General features: G+C 44.6%; 14 protein-coding genes. All 14 read left to right on the plus strand.

All coding sequences use genetic code 11. The annotated features are described in order from the left end of the window. Nucleotides 1-26 precede the first annotated feature (26 nt). The 14 genes from UF75_RS01005 to UF75_RS01070 all read left to right on the plus strand — a co-directional run bounded on the left by UF75_RS01005 (nucleotide 27) and on the right by UF75_RS01070 (nucleotide 15,234). Nucleotides 27-425 carry a NifB/NifX family molybdenum-iron cluster-binding protein gene (locus tag UF75_RS01005; protein WP_045572739.1) on the plus strand — a complete coding sequence of 133 codons (399 nt, stop codon included), beginning with the start codon at nucleotides 27-29 and terminating at the stop codon, nucleotides 423-425. Further along, nucleotides 422-691, plus strand: a complete 270-nt coding sequence (locus UF75_RS01010) for a ferredoxin (RefSeq protein ID WP_045572740.1) — start codon at nucleotides 422-424, stop codon at nucleotides 689-691. The genes UF75_RS01005 and UF75_RS01010 overlap by 4 nt, the downstream gene beginning before the upstream one ends. Nucleotides 692-771: 80 nt before the next feature. Then, on the plus strand, nucleotides 772-1,608 hold the full coding sequence (locus UF75_RS01015; RefSeq protein ID WP_045572741.1) for a radical SAM protein: 837 nt from the start codon (nucleotides 772-774) through the stop codon (nucleotides 1,606-1,608). Nucleotides 1,609-1,631: 23 nt separating this feature from the next. Continuing rightward, complete coding sequence (locus UF75_RS01020) at nucleotides 1,632-2,750, plus strand: citramalate synthase (protein ID WP_045572742.1); 1,119 nt, start codon at nucleotides 1,632-1,634, stop codon at nucleotides 2,748-2,750. 321 nt (nucleotides 2,751-3,071) lie between these two features. Beyond that, nucleotides 3,072-3,974, plus strand: coding sequence for a glutamate formimidoyltransferase (gene ftcD / locus UF75_RS01025; RefSeq protein WP_045572743.1), 903 nt, complete (start codon nucleotides 3,072-3,074; stop codon nucleotides 3,972-3,974). 200 nt (nucleotides 3,975-4,174) lie between these two features. Next, nucleotides 4,175-4,801 carry a cyclodeaminase/cyclohydrolase family protein gene (locus tag UF75_RS01030; RefSeq protein ID WP_045572744.1) on the plus strand — a complete coding sequence of 209 codons (627 nt, stop codon included), beginning with the start codon at nucleotides 4,175-4,177 and terminating at the stop codon, nucleotides 4,799-4,801. Between the two features lie 148 nt (nucleotides 4,802-4,949). Continuing rightward, the gene (gene lepA / locus UF75_RS01035) at nucleotides 4,950-6,755 is read left to right on the plus strand and encodes a translation elongation factor 4 (protein WP_045572745.1); all 1,806 of its coding nucleotides are present in this window, start codon (nucleotides 4,950-4,952) and stop codon (nucleotides 6,753-6,755) included. 13 nt (nucleotides 6,756-6,768) lie between these two features. After that, nucleotides 6,769-7,914 carry a radical SAM family heme chaperone HemW gene (hemW, locus tag UF75_RS01040; protein WP_045572746.1) on the plus strand — a complete coding sequence of 382 codons (1,146 nt, stop codon included), beginning with the start codon at nucleotides 6,769-6,771 and terminating at the stop codon, nucleotides 7,912-7,914. Between the two features lie 745 nt (nucleotides 7,915-8,659). Further along, the gene (hrcA, locus tag UF75_RS01045) at nucleotides 8,660-9,691 is read left to right on the plus strand and encodes a heat-inducible transcriptional repressor HrcA (protein ID WP_045572747.1); all 1,032 of its coding nucleotides are present in this window, start codon (nucleotides 8,660-8,662) and stop codon (nucleotides 9,689-9,691) included. A 104-nt stretch (nucleotides 9,692-9,795) separates the two neighbouring features. Next, complete coding sequence (gene grpE, locus UF75_RS01050) at nucleotides 9,796-10,401, plus strand: nucleotide exchange factor GrpE (RefSeq protein WP_045572748.1); 606 nt, start codon at nucleotides 9,796-9,798, stop codon at nucleotides 10,399-10,401. A 19-nt stretch (nucleotides 10,402-10,420) separates the two neighbouring features. After that, nucleotides 10,421-12,253 carry a molecular chaperone DnaK gene (gene dnaK, locus UF75_RS01055; RefSeq protein WP_045572749.1) on the plus strand — a complete coding sequence of 611 codons (1,833 nt, stop codon included), beginning with the start codon at nucleotides 10,421-10,423 and terminating at the stop codon, nucleotides 12,251-12,253. 194 nt (nucleotides 12,254-12,447) lie between these two features. Next, a complete protein-coding gene (gene dnaJ / locus UF75_RS01060) occupies nucleotides 12,448-13,554 on the plus strand; it encodes a molecular chaperone DnaJ (RefSeq protein WP_045572750.1) in 1,107 nt (368 codons plus the stop codon). Nucleotides 13,555-13,568: 14 nt separating this feature from the next. Continuing rightward, nucleotides 13,569-14,510 carry a 50S ribosomal protein L11 methyltransferase gene (prmA, locus tag UF75_RS01065; protein WP_045572751.1) on the plus strand — a complete coding sequence of 314 codons (942 nt, stop codon included), beginning with the start codon at nucleotides 13,569-13,571 and terminating at the stop codon, nucleotides 14,508-14,510. Continuing rightward, nucleotides 14,497-15,234 (plus strand): 16S rRNA (uracil(1498)-N(3))-methyltransferase, encoded by a 738-nt coding sequence (locus UF75_RS01070; RefSeq protein ID WP_045572752.1) that lies wholly within the window; start codon nucleotides 14,497-14,499, stop codon nucleotides 15,232-15,234. The genes prmA and UF75_RS01070 overlap by 14 nt, the downstream gene beginning before the upstream one ends. Nucleotides 15,235-16,005 lie beyond the last annotated feature (771 nt).

Consider the following 16,005-nt stretch of genomic DNA (forward strand, 5'->3'; position numbering starts at 1 on the left):
GTCTTAGGATGAGGGAGGGTACAGGTATGCTTATAGCCTTTGCTAGTAGTGATGGCTTAACAATTGATTCGCATTTTGCTTCCGCCCCTTCGTTTGAGATGTATAAATTCACAAAGGAACCTCAAGGGATTATCCATACATCTCTATCCTCTGAAGACATGGCGGAATCCGATGATAAAGTTGATGTACGCATTAAAATGCTCAAAGAATGTGCAATCGTCTATTGCACACAGATTGGTGGTCCCGCAGCAGCGCGTCTAGTTCAAAGCGGTATTCATCCTTTGAAAGTGCTTGAAGGGACATTAATTATCGACGAACTTAACAGACTCAACAAATTGCTGCTTTCCAAAAAATTGCCACCTTGGCTAAAGAAGAAAGTGGAAGACGTGGGGGATATCGAACCTCAGAAGGAGGATTTAAAGTGAGTGAAGTACTAATTTACCAAACCTATGGCGGATTACCTTGGACTCCACAGTATGTGGAAGAGATCGATAACACCTTGTGCCTGGGATGTGGGCGGTGTGTGAAATTATGTGTGCAAAAATGCTTAGGCCTAGAGAGTTTCGAGGATGATGAGGGGACAGAACGGCACATTGCAAAAATTGCCAATAAAGACCGATGCATTGGTTGCCAGGCTTGCGGCAGTATTTGTGTACGTAACTGCTATACGTTTAAGGAAAAATCAGCTTGATTCTTGCGAGGCACGAGGCTCGAGTGTATGTGTGCCTTGGAATGGGATAAACGAATAACAAAACGACTGGAGGGATTAAGATGCAAAAAGAATGTACGCGAGGAAATATGAATAGCCCACACCTAAATCTTGGACATCCTTGTTTCTCAACAAAGGGGCATGGTAAAACCGGACGGATACACTTAGCTGTAGCTCCGGGATGTAATATATCTTGTAATTATTGTGTGCGCAAATTTGATTGTGCAAATGAATCCCGTCCAGGTGTAACCAGTAGGGTACAAAACTCAGAAGAAGCGCTTCAGACAGTCAGGAAGGCAAAAGCATCTGATATCGGATCAAAACTTACCGTTGTAGGGATAGCGGGTCCTGGAGAACCTTTAGCGAACAAGGCAACGTTCGAAACCCTGAGAGGGGTAAAGAGAGATTTTCCAGAGATGATCCTTTGTATAAGCACTAATGGCCTGCTCTTGCCAGAAAAGATCGAAGAATTGGCTGAGATTGGCGTGTCCCACATTACGGTTACCATTAACACCTTAGATGAGAAGATTGGTGCTAAAATCTACAGTTACGTTCGCTGGGAAGAGAAAACTCTGATTGGGCCTGATGCTGCAAGGATTTTGATCAATAATCAACTTGCTGGACTTGAATTGGCTTCAAAGGCCGGAATGACTATAAAGGTTAACACTGTGCTTATGCCTGGGATCAACGACCAGCTTTTATACAGCTTGGGCATGGAAATCAAGAAAAGAGGCGCGCACCTTCACAACGTCATGCCCTTAATCCCGCAAGGAAAACTTGCACACATTAAAGCTCCGACTCAAGAGCTTTTAGCAAATAGCCGTTGCATTCTTGGCTCACTTCTTCCTCAGATGACTCACTGTCAACAATGTCGTGCAGATGCTATTGGAGTGCTCTAATGATAGAAAAAGGAGTTAATTAAATGGAACAAAGGGTTTTATTATGTGATACAACCTTAAGAGATGGTGAGCAAGCACCCGGTGTTGCATTCAGTCTGCCGGAAAAGGAAAAGATCGCTAGGGCCTTGACAGAGGCAGGAATTGACGAATTGGAAGTGGGAGTGCCTGCTATGGGGAAAGCAGAAACTCGTATAATTTCAAAGTTAGTTGCTCTCCATTTGCCAGTTCGTCTCACTACTTGGAATCGTGCTGTACTGTCTGATCTCCAAGCAAGTTATCGAACGGGGGTTGAGGGAGTCGGTATTTCTATTCCGACTTCGGACCAACAAATTAAACACAAACTAAAAAAAGATCGCGCCTGGGTTCTTGAGCAAATGGGCTTTTGTATCCATAATGCTAAAAAGGAGGTTGGTTATCTTATCCTCGGACTTGAAGATGCCAGTCGAGCAGATCCCGCCTTTCTATTGGAGATCCTTGTGGAGGCTCAGAAGCTAGGGGTTGATCGGGTACGCTTTGCGGATACTCTGGGAATCCTTGATCCCCTGAAAGTTTTCTTTTCACTGCAAGAATTTGCAAAGATATCTAGAATTCCGTTAGAACTTCATGCCCATAACGATTTTGGAATGGCAACGGCAAATTCTATCGCAGCGGTTCAAGCCGGATTTCAGGCCGTAAGTGTAACGGTGGGAGGATTGGGCGAAAGGGCTGGCAATGCTCCACTTGAAGAAGTGGCAGTTGCTCTGAAATATTGTCTTAATCAGAGTGTACGATTTGACTTGAACCGTTTAAATTCAATTTGCTCAATGGTAAGCTTGGCAACGGATCGTTTAATCCCTCGGGCAAAACCCATCATAGGGGAGGACATTTTCACTCACACTTCTTCCATCCACATTGATGGAATCCAGAAGGACTTTTCAAACTACCAAACCTTCCCACCTGAAAGCGTCGGGAGGCAGCATTCAACGTCCTTTGGCAAATACTCTGGTCTCAAAACCATCTTGCGGCTTTTAAAATCAAAAGGACTTAACTTCGACCAAGAGGCTATTAATAAATTATCCATCACAATTCTGCATCAAACTCAACAGCTTAAGAAACCTTTGAACGAAGAGGATGTCATGAGGATCGTGGGCAATGGATGCTGAACAAAAAAAGATAAAGACAAAAACCTTCTTTAGGCACATTTGCTTGAAAGAAGGTTTTTGTCATTTTTATGTAGAATTGGACGATTGGTTTAGGTTTAGCGAAAAGGTGTAGCATGGAATTTGAAATGAAAAATTATTGGAGTTATACTTGCTTTAGCTGAGGTTGGGCTTATAAGTTATCTAGTTCCTTTAATGAAGAAATGGATATCTTTTCTCTGAGGTTCTAATTAAGAGTGGGTAGTATCTATAAACAAGCTTGGAATCTTAAGGGGTATCTTATCAACAGTTTAAATTTAAAGTTGGAGAGAGGTTAAAAATAAAATGGGAAAACTCATCGAATGCGTACCAAATTTTAGTGAGGGCCGTCGCCCTGAGGTTATTGAGGCCATTGTGGCCGAAGTCAAGAAGGTCAAGGGAGTAAAGCTTCTGGATGTCAAACCCGATGCCAGTCATAATCGAACGGTCGTAACCTTTGTAGGGGAACCCCAAAGTGTCAAATTAGCTGCCTTTAACGCCTGTGCTAAAGCCTGCGAATTAATTGATATGGAGCAACAACAGGGAGGGCATCCACGGGTTGGAGCGACGGATGTCGTACCGTTCATCCCTGTTAAGGATGTAAGTATGGAGGAATGTGTTCAGTTAGCGAACGAATTAGGAGCGGAGATTGCTGCTAAACTAGGGATTCCTGTCTATCTGTATGAAGAGGCGGCTAAAGTACCGAGTAGAAAAAGACTTCCTGACGTTAGAAAAGGAGAGTACGAAGGGTTAAAGAAGGAAATAAGCAAGCCAGAACGTCATCCGGATTATGGACAACCCCAAATGCATCCAACCGCAGGAGCCACAGTGGTCGGTGCGCGCCAGTTTTTAGTGGCCTATAATATTAATCTCGGAACGAGTGATTTAAGGATTGCCCAGAAAATTGCTAATTCTATCCGAGAGGTTAAAGGCGGCTTTAAGTATGTCAGGGCGATGGGAGTCATGTTGGAGGAACGCCATGTTGCTCAGGTATCGATCAACATGGTAGATTACACAGGGACGCCCTTATTTAGGGTTTTTGAAGCCGTGAAATCGGAGGCAGCCCGGTATGGTGTGAATATTATTGGCAGTGAGCTAATCGGGGTAACCCCTCTGCAGGCGCTTTTGGATGTGGCAGAGTTTTACTTGCGCTTAGAGAACTTTGATCGCAAGCAGGTCTTTGAAGAAAATTTAAACGAAAACCAATGATCGAGGTTCGAGGCTCGAGGTACGTGGTTCGAATATTAATAAAATATTGTCGTGCTCATAAGATAGGTCCGGCTAAACTTCAAAGGAATCTGATATTTCTCGGGAGCTGACGGCTAAGCGTCAATTCGAAAATCTTAGTAAATATTGAATAATCGAACAACGAATATCGAACATCGAACATCGATAAGGGGGTAGAGGTTATGTTAATCGATAAAACTGTGAGTGGATTCGTGGAAGAATTAGCGAGCAATTCACCAGCTCCTGGTGGGGGGAGCACAGCGGCTTTGGCTGGAACATTAGGTGCAGCATTGAGTGTGATGGTTTGTAATTTTACTGTTGATAATCCAAAGTTCAGTGATGTCAAAGCAGAAATTTCTTTGGTAATGAAAATGGGAATCGACTTGAAGAATAGCCTAATGGAGTATATTGATGGGGATACGGATGCTTTCGATGAGGTCATGAAGGCGTATAAGTTACCGAAGGGAACGGATGCCGAAAAGACTTTGAGAGTGGAAAAAATTCAGGAAGCAACCAAACAGGCAACGCTGCTGCCCCTTAAAGTAGCAGAGTCTTGCATTGAAGTTTTAAAACTTTCGATAAGGGTCTTAACGATTGGCAACCCAAACACTGCCTGCGATGCTGCAGTTTCCGGGGTCATAGCTTATGCAGGTTTTCAAGGGGCAATTTTCAACGTTAAGATTAATTTAAATTCAATTAAAGATGAGACTTTTATTCAAAGTGTAAGAGATAAGATTTTTGGGTTACAAGAAGAGGCGGATAAAATTAATCAACTAATTCTCGGCCGAGCTAAAGAGGTCATTGGTTAAGGATAGAATGGGTATGTTGACTTTAATCTGTTATGTTTTGTTAGGCTAGGAATTCTTGCGAAATTCCCCCTTAAGCTGTTATACTAAGTATTTAGAATATCTAAATTTGCCTAACTTAAAACTTGATTATAGAAATGAGGACAGGACCTTGGCACAGGCTTCACAACGTATCCGAAATTTTTCAATTATTGCCCATATTGATCATGGTAAATCTACTTTAGCTGACCGGCTGATTGAATATACCGGGGCCTTGAGTAAACGAGAAATGGAAGAGCAGGTCCTTGATTCCATGGAGTTAGAACGTGAGCGTGGAATTACGATTAAACTACAGGCCGTACGGTTGAGTTATCAGGCTAAAGATGGCGAGATTTATGAGCTTAATCTTATTGACACGCCAGGTCACGTGGATTTTACGTACGAGGTATCCCGCAGTTTAGCGGCCTGTGAAGGGGCACTGCTGGTTGTTGATGCGGTCCAAGGGATTGAGGCTCAGACCTTAGCCAATGTTTATTTAGCGTTAGACAATAACCTTGAGCTGATTTCAATTATTAATAAAATTGACCTGCCTAGTGCAGAGCCTGAGCGTGTTAAACAAGAAATTGAAGATGTGATCGGCTTGGATGCCAGTGAGGCTATTCTGGCTTCGGCCAAGACCGGAATCGGGATTGAGGAGATTCTCGAACGAATAGTGAAAACGGTTCCACCTCCTAAAGGGGATGATCAAGCACCTCTCAAGGCCTTGATTTTTGATTCTAAATTTGATGCTTATAAGGGTGCTATTTCCTATGTTCGGATTGTCGAGGGACGGGTTTCCAAAGGCACAACTATGAAAATGATGTCGACCGGAAAAACCTTTGAAGTGACGGAAGTGGGCGTTTTTGCTCCAGCGATGCGGATCGTCGAAGAGCTTAAAGCGGGTCAGGTTGGATTTATTGCTGCGAGCATTAAGAACGTTAAGGATACGCAAGTTGGGGATACGATAACAGATGCGGAAAACTCAGCCCTTGAACCGCTACCTGGGTATAGAAAGGCCACACCGATGGTGTTTTGTGGACTTTACCCAGTTGAGGCGAGCGATTATAATAAGCTGCGCGATTCTTTAGAAAAGCTCCATCTTAACGATGCAAGTTTAGTCTTTGAACCGGAAACGTCTGTTGCTTTGGGTTTCGGTTATCGGTGCGGATTTCTCGGATTACTTCACATGGAGATTATCCAGGAACGCCTCGAGCGGGAATATGATCTGAATATGATTACCACGGCTCCTAGTGTGATTTATAAAGTTCACACAATCAAAGGGGACATCCTGAGTATCGACAATCCTTCGAATCTTCCGTCGGTTGATCAAATCGTGAGTATTGAAGAACCAGTCGTAAAAGCGACTATATTAGTGCCAGCGGAGTATGTTGGGGCGATTATGGAACTCAATCAAGAAAAGCGCGGTACGTATTCTGCCATGGACTATGTTTCAACGAGTCGGGTTCGTTTGACTTATGAACTCCCGCTTAGTGAAATTGTGTTCGATTATTTCGATCAATTAAAATCAAGGACTAAAGGGTATGCATCGCTGGATTATGAGCTATCTGGATATAAAGAAACGGATTTAGTGAAGATTGATGTTCTTCTGAACGGGGAATTGGTGGATGCGCTTTCCTTTATCGTTCATAAGGCAAAGGCCTATAATCGGGGCCGAAAGTTAGTGGAGAAACTTCGCGGAATTATCCCAAGGCATATGTTTGAAATTCCGATCCAGTCTGTGATTGGAAATAAAGTTATAGCCCGCGAGACTGTAAGCGCTATGAGGAAAGACGTTTTATCTAAGTGCTATGGGGGGGATATCTCCCGGAAACGAAAACTTCTTGAGAAGCAAAAAGCGGGGAAAAAGCGCATGAAGCAGGTCGGCAGTGTCGAAATACCTCAGAATGCGTTTATGGCTGTTTTACAGATTGAGGATTAGGAGTGTACTATTTATGCCTTCGTTATACGTTCATGTTCCGTTCTGTATCCAAAAATGTGATTACTGCGCGTTCTATTCTCAGGCACTGACGGATACTCCCAGGGAGCTTATCTCCTTGTATCTGGAGGGTTTAGAAGTCGAGATCTCTAAGCGACAAAAAGATGCCCCTCAGGGGGTATCTTCTCTTTTTATTGGAGGTGGGACTCCGACTGCGCTTAAGGAGGTAGAGCTAGAACAATTGCTGGGGATGATTAACTCGTTTTTCGCAATGAACTTAGGAACTGAAAAAACGGTGGAGGGAAATCCGGGAACTCTATCCGTTGAAAAAATAACTATTTTACGGCGTTACGGGATCAATCGGTTTTCACTTGGAGTCCAGTCGTTTGAGGATCGATTATTACGAGCAGTGGGTCGTGCTCATACTGCGGAACAAGCTCGTGAAGCCATTCGGCGATTGAGGGAGGCGGGGTTTAAGAATATCAATCTGGATTTGATGTTTGGACTTCCTGGGCAGGATATGGCGTTTTGGCAGGCGTCCGTGGAAGAAGCTTTGTCTTATACTCCTGAGCACTTATCGCTTTATGGGTTAATGTTAGAAGAGGGTACGCCACTCTATGTGCGATATAGGGAAATCAAAGAGTCTGAGAAGGATAGGTTAGACGATTTACAAGCGGAGATGTACGAATGGGCTGTAGTAAGGTTAAAAAAGGCAGGGTATAGGCAGTACGAAACGTCAAATTTTGCACTGCCGGGTTTTGAATGCCAGCATAATTTAGGTTATTGGCGGGGAGAGGACTATTTAGGCTTAGGCCCTGGAGGGGTATCTTGCTTGGGAAGAGAACGCTGGAAAAATATCGAAGATGTACATTCTTACTCAAATCTGCTGTTGAATGGGCAAAGCCCAATGGATGAAGAGGGAAAGGAAGCCTTATCTTTGCGCGAGTGTATGGCAGAACGTATGATTTTGGGGCTGAGGCTTGATGAAGGCGTAAATCTTATCTCGTTTCAAAATGATTTTGGAGCGGATCTCAGGGATATTTACAGGGACGTTTTGGAACGTTATAACTATGGGGATGTTTTTGTCTTTCAAGGTGATTATCTTCGCTTGAATCCGAGATATGCGTTTGTCGCGAATACTATTTTGCAGGAGTTTGTGTAGGGGGACTTGGGGGGGACTTGTGTCACACAGCGCTCGGTGCTTACGACGCAGAGCAAACTAACCGTTTAAGCTCCTACTATGGGGAGCGGGGTTCCCGCCAGACTCGCCATCCTTGGCTCGGTTGGCGGCAGTGCACGTCCCAGTGCACTGCCCCGTATCAGGGGTCGGTCACTTAAACGGAAGTTTGCTAGTCTGCTTACGTAAAGACGTCGCGCTCGTGTGACACTGCGTCCCGGTCTGGGGTCGGGGAACGGCGTGCAAGTCAGGGATGGTTCGTGACTTGCATTCTTTGGGAGACGGCACATATGATGTGCACCGTCTTGCTTTTGGGATATAGGATGCTTTGTCTGCCACGTACAAGGAAATATGGTAGTTATAAACATGAGTTCTAGACAATGCGAGAACAGTTCGAGACAAAGGGCGGAGTATTCTACGCATAATTTCATCGGGCAATAGATAATATACCCAGAGTGCTTAGTCATAGGATAAGGGATAAAACTAAAATGCGTAATGGCAAACAAAAGCTTGGTAAAGCTAAGTGTTATTCCATAAAACTCAAAAGATATTTTATCTGAAATGATTCTTGACAAAGCCAAAATGAAGTGGTAATGTGAAGACATCAAATGTTAGCACTCATCGAGAGAGAGTGCTAACAACGAAATGAACGTCGAACTTAGATACTTGAAGTGGTTAAGTTCGTTGTAAGTCTTCCTTACTTAAGGACTATGGAAAGGCGGAAAGCATTATGCAAATGGATGAACGAAAACGCAAAATACTACGGGCGATTGTTCAGGATTATATTGCTACCGCTGAACCGATTGGTTCTCGAACGATTGCGCGCAAGTTTGATCTGGGGGTATCTTCCGCGACGATTCGCAATGAGATGGCAGATTTAGAAGATTTAGGGTTCATTGAACAGCCCTATACTTCTGCAGGGCGGATTCCGTCTGATGCGGGATATCGGTATTTTGTAGATTGTCTGATGGATCCAAAGGTTCTTAACACTGAAGAAATGGAATTTATTGAGCGGGAAAGCACGAAAAGAATTCATGAGATTCAAGAGGTCATAACCCATACCAGTAAATTATTATCAGAGCTTACGAACTTGACGAGTCTGGTACTTGGACCCCATAAAGCTAAAAGTACGTTTGGAAAATTGCATTTCCTACCGTATCAGCCGGGACAGGTTATTATGGTGATTGTGAAGGAAAACGGTGCGGTAGAAAATCATATTATTGAGGTTGGGGAGAATCAAACTGCGGAAGAGCTTCAGCAAGTGGCAGAAGTTTTTAACCAAAAAATGCGTGGGTATTCTTTAAACCAAGTTAAACGCAGTATGCTGCATGAAATCTATAGCGAATTGTCTAGGCAGAGGCTTTTAATTGATAATACGCTCGATATGCTAAGAGCCATTCTGGACGACAGCGAGGAAGATGAACGTATCTGTCTTGGCGGAACTCTTAATATGCTAAATCAACCTGAATTTAAGGATTTAGGGAAGGTTAAAACGTTATTTAAAGTTTTTGAAGAAAATGAGTCTCTTAAAAAACTATTACATCCTCACCAAGAGGGACTAAATGTCACGATCGGTGGAGAAAATATGATGAAGGAATTTAAGGATTGCAGTGTCATTTCTGCTACTTACAAAGTGAATGGTCTCACCATCGGTGCGGTGGGTGTACTTGGCCCAACGCGGATGGATTATGCTAAAGTCATTGCCATTGTTGATTTTATGACGCGTAGTTTGACGGAAGTTCTGACGAAACGCAGGCGGTGACTAAGCCGCAGATGGTGTGAAATTGCTCTGCTCACGCGGGTAATTGGACCTTTTGGTTCATTTCAATATAAAATTTGGTACTAAGTGATGAGAGGTGATCATGCATGGCGCGAATGAGAGAAGATACTCTCAGAGGCCGAGAGCTAAGTATGGACGACGATAATTTGGGAGACAAACAAGAATATGCTGAAAAATCCATATCCGAAGAAGAAAGTCTGGATAGCGCGGATATGAACCCTCTGGAGAAAATCCTGACGCTAGAAGCGGAGCTTATCCAAGCCAAAGCAAAAACAGATGAGCATTACGATCATTTGCTGCGCTTGCAGGCGGATTTCGATAACTATCGAAAACGGACACAAAAAGAGAAAACTGAAATCATTAAATATGCGTCTGAACGTGTTATCGGAGATTTGCTTCCTGTTTTAGACAATTTTGAGCGAGCAGTCAGCGCTGCTCAAATCAATCCTGATTTCTCAGCTTTTTCACAAGGCGTAGAGATGATTTTACGTCAACTACAAACTGCGCTTAGCAAGGAGGGTCTCAAGGCAATTGAGGCCATTGGACAGCCATTCGACCCGAATCTTCATGACGCTGTACTTCGGGTGGAGTCAGAGGAGCATCCTGAGAATACTGTTGTAGACGAACTGCAAAAGGGATATTACCTTAAAGAGAAAGTATTACGTCCTAGTATGGTTAAAGTTTCTAACTAGTTAAAGGAGGAAGAAAATAATGGGTAAAATTATTGGTATTGACTTAGGTACAACAAACTCTTGCGTGTCAGTTATGGAAGGTGGAGAGGCAGTTGTTATCCCAAACGCGGAGGGAAATCGCACAACTCCATCTGTTGTAGGTTTTTCTAAAACAGGCGAGCGATTAGTAGGACAGGTCGCTAAGCGACAATCCGTTTCCAATCCAGATAAAACAGTAAGTTCGATTAAACGGCACATGGGCTCAGATTTCAAAGTAAAAATCGACGATAAGACATATAGCCCACAAGAAATTTCCGCGATGGTTCTCCAAAAGCTCAAAACGGATGCTGAAGCCTATATCGGTCAGCCTGTAACCCAAGCGGTTATTACGGTTCCCGCCTATTTTACGGATGCCCAGCGTCAAGCAACAAAAGATGCAGGAGCGATTGCCGGACTTGAAGTACTACGGATTATCAACGAGCCTACTGCTGCTGCTTTAGCTTATGGTTTAGACAAAAAAGAAGATTCAACCGTTTTAGTGTTTGACTTAGGGGGCGGAACATTTGATGTCTCAGTCCTTGAATTAAGCCAGGGAATGGTTGAAGTTAAAGCAACCAGTGGGAATAATCATTTAGGTGGAGACGACTTTGACCAACGTTTAATTGACTATATGGTGGCAGAATACAAGAAAAGTCATGGAGCAGATCTCTCTAAAGACCGAGTTGCTCTCCAACGTTTAAAAGAGGCTGCTGAAAAAGCCAAGATTGAGCTTTCTGGAGTTACGAACTCCAACATTAACCTACCGTTTATTACGATGACCGAAGAAGGACCACAACATTTAGATATGAATATTTCTCGGGCCAAGTTTGAAGAAATTATCTCTGACCTGGTGGAATCTACCCTTGGTCCCACACGTCAAGCGATTGAAGATGCGAAACTCTCTTGGAGTCAAATTGATCAGATCATTCTTGTCGGGGGGTCCACTCGTATCCCATCCGTTCAAGAAGCGGTCAAAAAGTTGAGCGGAAAAGAGCCTCATAAAGGGGTTAACCCTGATGAAGTCGTTGCTATGGGTGCTGCGATTCAAGGAGGCGTACTCAGTGGTGAAGTAAAGGATATGATCTTGCTGGATGTCACCCCGCTTTCTTTAGGGATTGAAACCCTTGGCGGAGTATTCACACGGATTATTGATCGAAATGCCACGATCCCGACTACTAAATCACAGACGTTCTCAACGGCTGCAGATAACCAAACCTCTGTCGATATTCATGTGCTTCAAGGGGAACGTGAAATGGCGAGTTACAATAAGACGCTCGGACGTTTCCAATTAACAGGAATTCCTCCTGCACCACGTGGCATTCCGCAGATCGAAGTTAAATTTGATATTGATGCCAATGGTATTGTTCACGTCTCGGCAAAAGATGTAGCCACTGGAAATGAACAAAAAGTAACCATTACTTCTTCCACAGGTCTTTCTAAAGATGACATTGAAAAAATGAAGCAAGATGCTGAACTCCATGCTGAAGAAGATAAGAAAAACAGAGAACTGATCGATGCTAAGAACCAAGCGGATTCTCTAATCTATCAAACTGAAAAGACGATGAAAGAGTTTGAAGGTAAGGGAGATGCTGCTGAAGTTGAAAGCGTTAATAAGGCAGTAGGGGATCTGAAGACTGCAGCCGCTGCAGATAGTACTGAGGAGATTAATGCCAAAATCGAAGCTCTAAATAAAGTTCTTCACCCCTTCATCGAAAAGATGTATCAACAACAAGCGGCTCAAGAACAAAATGCAGGTGCACAACCTGGAGCCGAACAAGCCAAAAAAGATGATGATGTTGTAGATGCTGAGTTTACTGAAGTGAAGAAGGAATAGTAGAGGCTCGAGTGAAATATAAGCTTCGAGGGTACAAAGGTTTTACACCTTTGTGCCCGCCTTTGTTTGTAAAAAAATAAATTAAATTCCAGAAAAATGGATATTACCTTGTGCTTGAGGGCGAGCGGTCATATAATACTATAGTACTTTGATACTATTAGTGGATGGGTTAAGCAGGAGTGTGGAGGGAAATCATGAAACGCGACAACTATGAGGTGCTCGGAGTCGAGCGGAATGCCGGCGAACAGGAGATTAAAAAGGCGTACAGGAAGTTAGCCCGTCAATATCACCCGGACGTCAATCCGGGGGACAAGGGCGCTGAGGAGAAATTTAAGGAAGTTACTGAAGCGTATGATGTTTTAAGTGATCCGGAGAAGAGGGCGCGCTATGATCAATTTGGTCATGCCGATCCAAGCCAAGGGGGATTTGGTGACGCTGGAGGCTTCGGAGACATTTTCGATATGTTTTTTGGCGGCGGCGGTGGGCAACGTCGTGGTGGTCCGCAGCGGGGTTCAGATTTACGCTATTCAATGTCCTTGAGTTTTGAAGAAGCGGTGTTTGGTGTCGAAAAGGAAATTCAGATTCCTCGTGACGAAACCTGTACGGATTGTCAAGGCTCTGGTGCTGCTCCTGGAACTCATCCGACGACGTGTTCCCAGTGTCATGGTAGCGGGCAGGTCAAAGTGACTCAGCGTACACCCTTTGGTCAAATCCAAACGGCCAGAACTTGTCCAACCTGTCAGGGAGAAGGGCGTACTGTCAGTAGCCCGTGCTCATCGTGTCATGGACAAGGGAAAGTCCGTAAGGTCAAAACAATTAAAATTAGTATACCTCAAGGTTCAGAGGATGGCTTGAATTTAAGGCTCAGCGGAGATGGAGAAGCAGGAGCTAAAGGTGGGCCCCCGGGAGATCTTTATATTATTTTGCAGGTTAAACCGCACAAATTCTTTGAACGTGAGGGTAATGACGTTTATTGCGAAGTTCCGATTACCTTTATCCAAGCAGCCTTAGGGGCAGAAATCGATGTTCCAACCTTAGATGGCGTGGTTAAGATGAAAGTCCCCGAGGGGACACAGACCTCCACAGTCTTTAGACTCAAAGGCCATGGTATCCCTTATCGTAGAGGCAGTGGTCGCGGTGACCAGCATGTTCGAGCAGTTTTGACAACACCGACCAAACTGAATGAAAAACAGAAGAAGCTGTTGCGTGAATTTGGCGAAGTAACGTCTGAGCAACAACAAATGGGCAAAAAATCATTGTTTGAAAAGTTCAAAGAAAACCTACGCGATGCGATGGGATAAAAGGAGTATACACAATGGATTGGCGTGAAGTAGCGGTAACAGTTTCATCCGAAGGAGAAGAAGCTGTTGCCGATCTTTTTTATCAATTAGGTTGTCCAGGTGTCAGTGTAGAAGACCCGGAACTTCTGCTTAACTACATAGAATCTGGAATCTGGGATTATCATAATTTTGGAGAGGTGGAACTCACTGGGACTTCTGTTGTAAAAGGTTACTTTCCGGAAGATGATGAGTTAATGGAGAAACTGGGCAAGCTTAATTTAGGAATTCAAGAGTTATTGGAGCGTTTTCCCGATTGGGTTATTCAGACTCATGGGTTAACGTTGAAGGAAGTTGATTGGGAAACAGCCTGGAAGGCCTATTTCAAACCCATTCGGGTTGGCAAACATATTCTTGTGAAGCCGACTTGGGAGCAGGCGGAAATTTTGCCTGGGGATATTGTCTTAGAACTTGACCCGGGGATGGCTTTTGGAACGGGGACCCATCCTACGACGACACTATGTCTGAAGACAATGGAGGGCATGATTAAGCCGGGACAAACTGTGTTTGACTTGGGAACCGGTTCTGGTATTTTGGCCATTGCAGCTGCAAAGCTCGGGGCAAAGGTAGAGGCTGTCGATCTTGATTCTGTCGCAATCAAGGTGGCCCAAGAAAATGTCGATTTAAATGGTGTGAACGATCGTGTTCGAGTGGCACGTGGGGACTTAGGCACTGTACTAACGGGGCAAGCGGATGTTGTCATTGCCAATATTATTGCAGATGTCATTTTAATGTTGCTTCCAGATTTAAAACGATTGTTGCGTCCGGATGGCGAATTTTTAGCGTCTGGCATCATTGATAATCGAGCGGATGAGCTTGAAGAAGGACTTAAAGATGCCGGATTCGAGATTATTGAACGTGTCTTAGATTCCGGGTGGATTTTATTTCGAGCGAGGTGGGCCAACTGTGAATCGGTTTAAGATTACAGAGCTTGGGAACGATGTCTTTTGGCTACGCGATTCAGAAAGAGAGCACCTTGTCCGGGTGCTTAGACTTTCGCCGGGAGACTTGGTCGTGGGGTTTGATAATTCTGGGAGGGAGTATACTGCTGTCATCCTGAAGATCGAAGACAAAAGTGTCACTTGTCGGATCCTTAGTACGGATCAGCCGGATGTAGAGGCCCATACTGCTGTGTATTTAGTGGCGGGACTTTCCAAAGGGGAAAAGATGGAATGGGTGATTCAGAAAGGGACTGAGCTGGGTATGCTGGGTCTTATTCCTTTGCGAGCCAAACGGTCAATTGTACATATTGAAGGAAGTAAAGCACAGGATAGGGTCGCTCGCTGGCAAAAAATTGCCTCAGAGGCTTCGAAGCAGTCTCATAGGGTTCAGGAACCCACTATTTTTAAGGTTTGTGATTGGAAGGATTTAGAGGGTAAGTTGCCAGAGGGAACTCAGTGGATTATTCCTTACGAAGAAGAAAAGACTCAACGCTTGGTTTCCGTGCTTAAGACGATGGATCCTCAGCGCCCTATTGCTCTGCTGATTGGTCCTGAGGGAGGGTTCGAGCAAGCCGAAGTTGCTTGGGCGCAAGAGCAGCTTGGAGCTCAAAGTGTTACGCTGGGTCCTAGAATTCTTCGGGCGGAAACGGCAGCGTTGGCAGCGTTGACGATGGTTTTGGCGAGTTATGGGGATTTGGGGTAGGGGACTTGTGTGTACATCGCTCGGTCATACGACGCAGAGCAAACTAACCGTTCAAGCTCCTAAAGGGGGAGCGGGGTCCATCCTTCGGCGATAGTATTATTTTAAAGAATGCGCCTACGGCGATAATCATCCTACGCCGGCAGGTATTGTCTGGAGAATAGCGGCTTCGGCGATACTCTCCACTGGAGAGTATCGTCACTGGAGACTATCGTGCCAAAAGCGCCGTCCTGCAAGAGGGTTAATACGTGCGAAGACAGTGTCTTCGGGCGCATTGGCGGCAGTGTACATCCTTGTACACTGCCCCGTGTATGGGGTCGCTTGAACGGAAGTTTGCTATTCTGCTTACGTAAAGACGTCGCTGCTGTATCACACTGCGTCCCGGGGCTAGGAACGCATAGAACGGACTGGAACGTTTAGTTCGACTTTGGAGATAGTTGAGAATTTATGTTTAGATAATTTGGGGGTTTAGGAGACGGCACATTTTATGTGCACCGTCTTGCTCTGGGGTCGATTAGACGGATTACGAACATGGGAAAAGGTGGAGCACGCCAAGAGGCTTTGTTTGCCATGTGGATGCAAGTCGGGGACGGTTCTTGACTTACACGTGTGTTGAGAATGCGTCCCGGGCATGAAAAGTATAGCCCTAATTTCGAGATAGTTGGGAAACCATGCTTGGATAACTTAGGGGATTGGGAGACGGCACATTTATGTGCACCGTCTTGTCTCTGGGGCCGATTAGACGAGCCACGAACCACGAAAAAAAGGTGGAGT

Source organism: Desulfosporosinus sp. I2 (assembly GCF_000960765.1).
Lineage (GTDB): Bacteria > Bacillota > Desulfitobacteriia > Desulfitobacteriales > Desulfitobacteriaceae > Desulfosporosinus.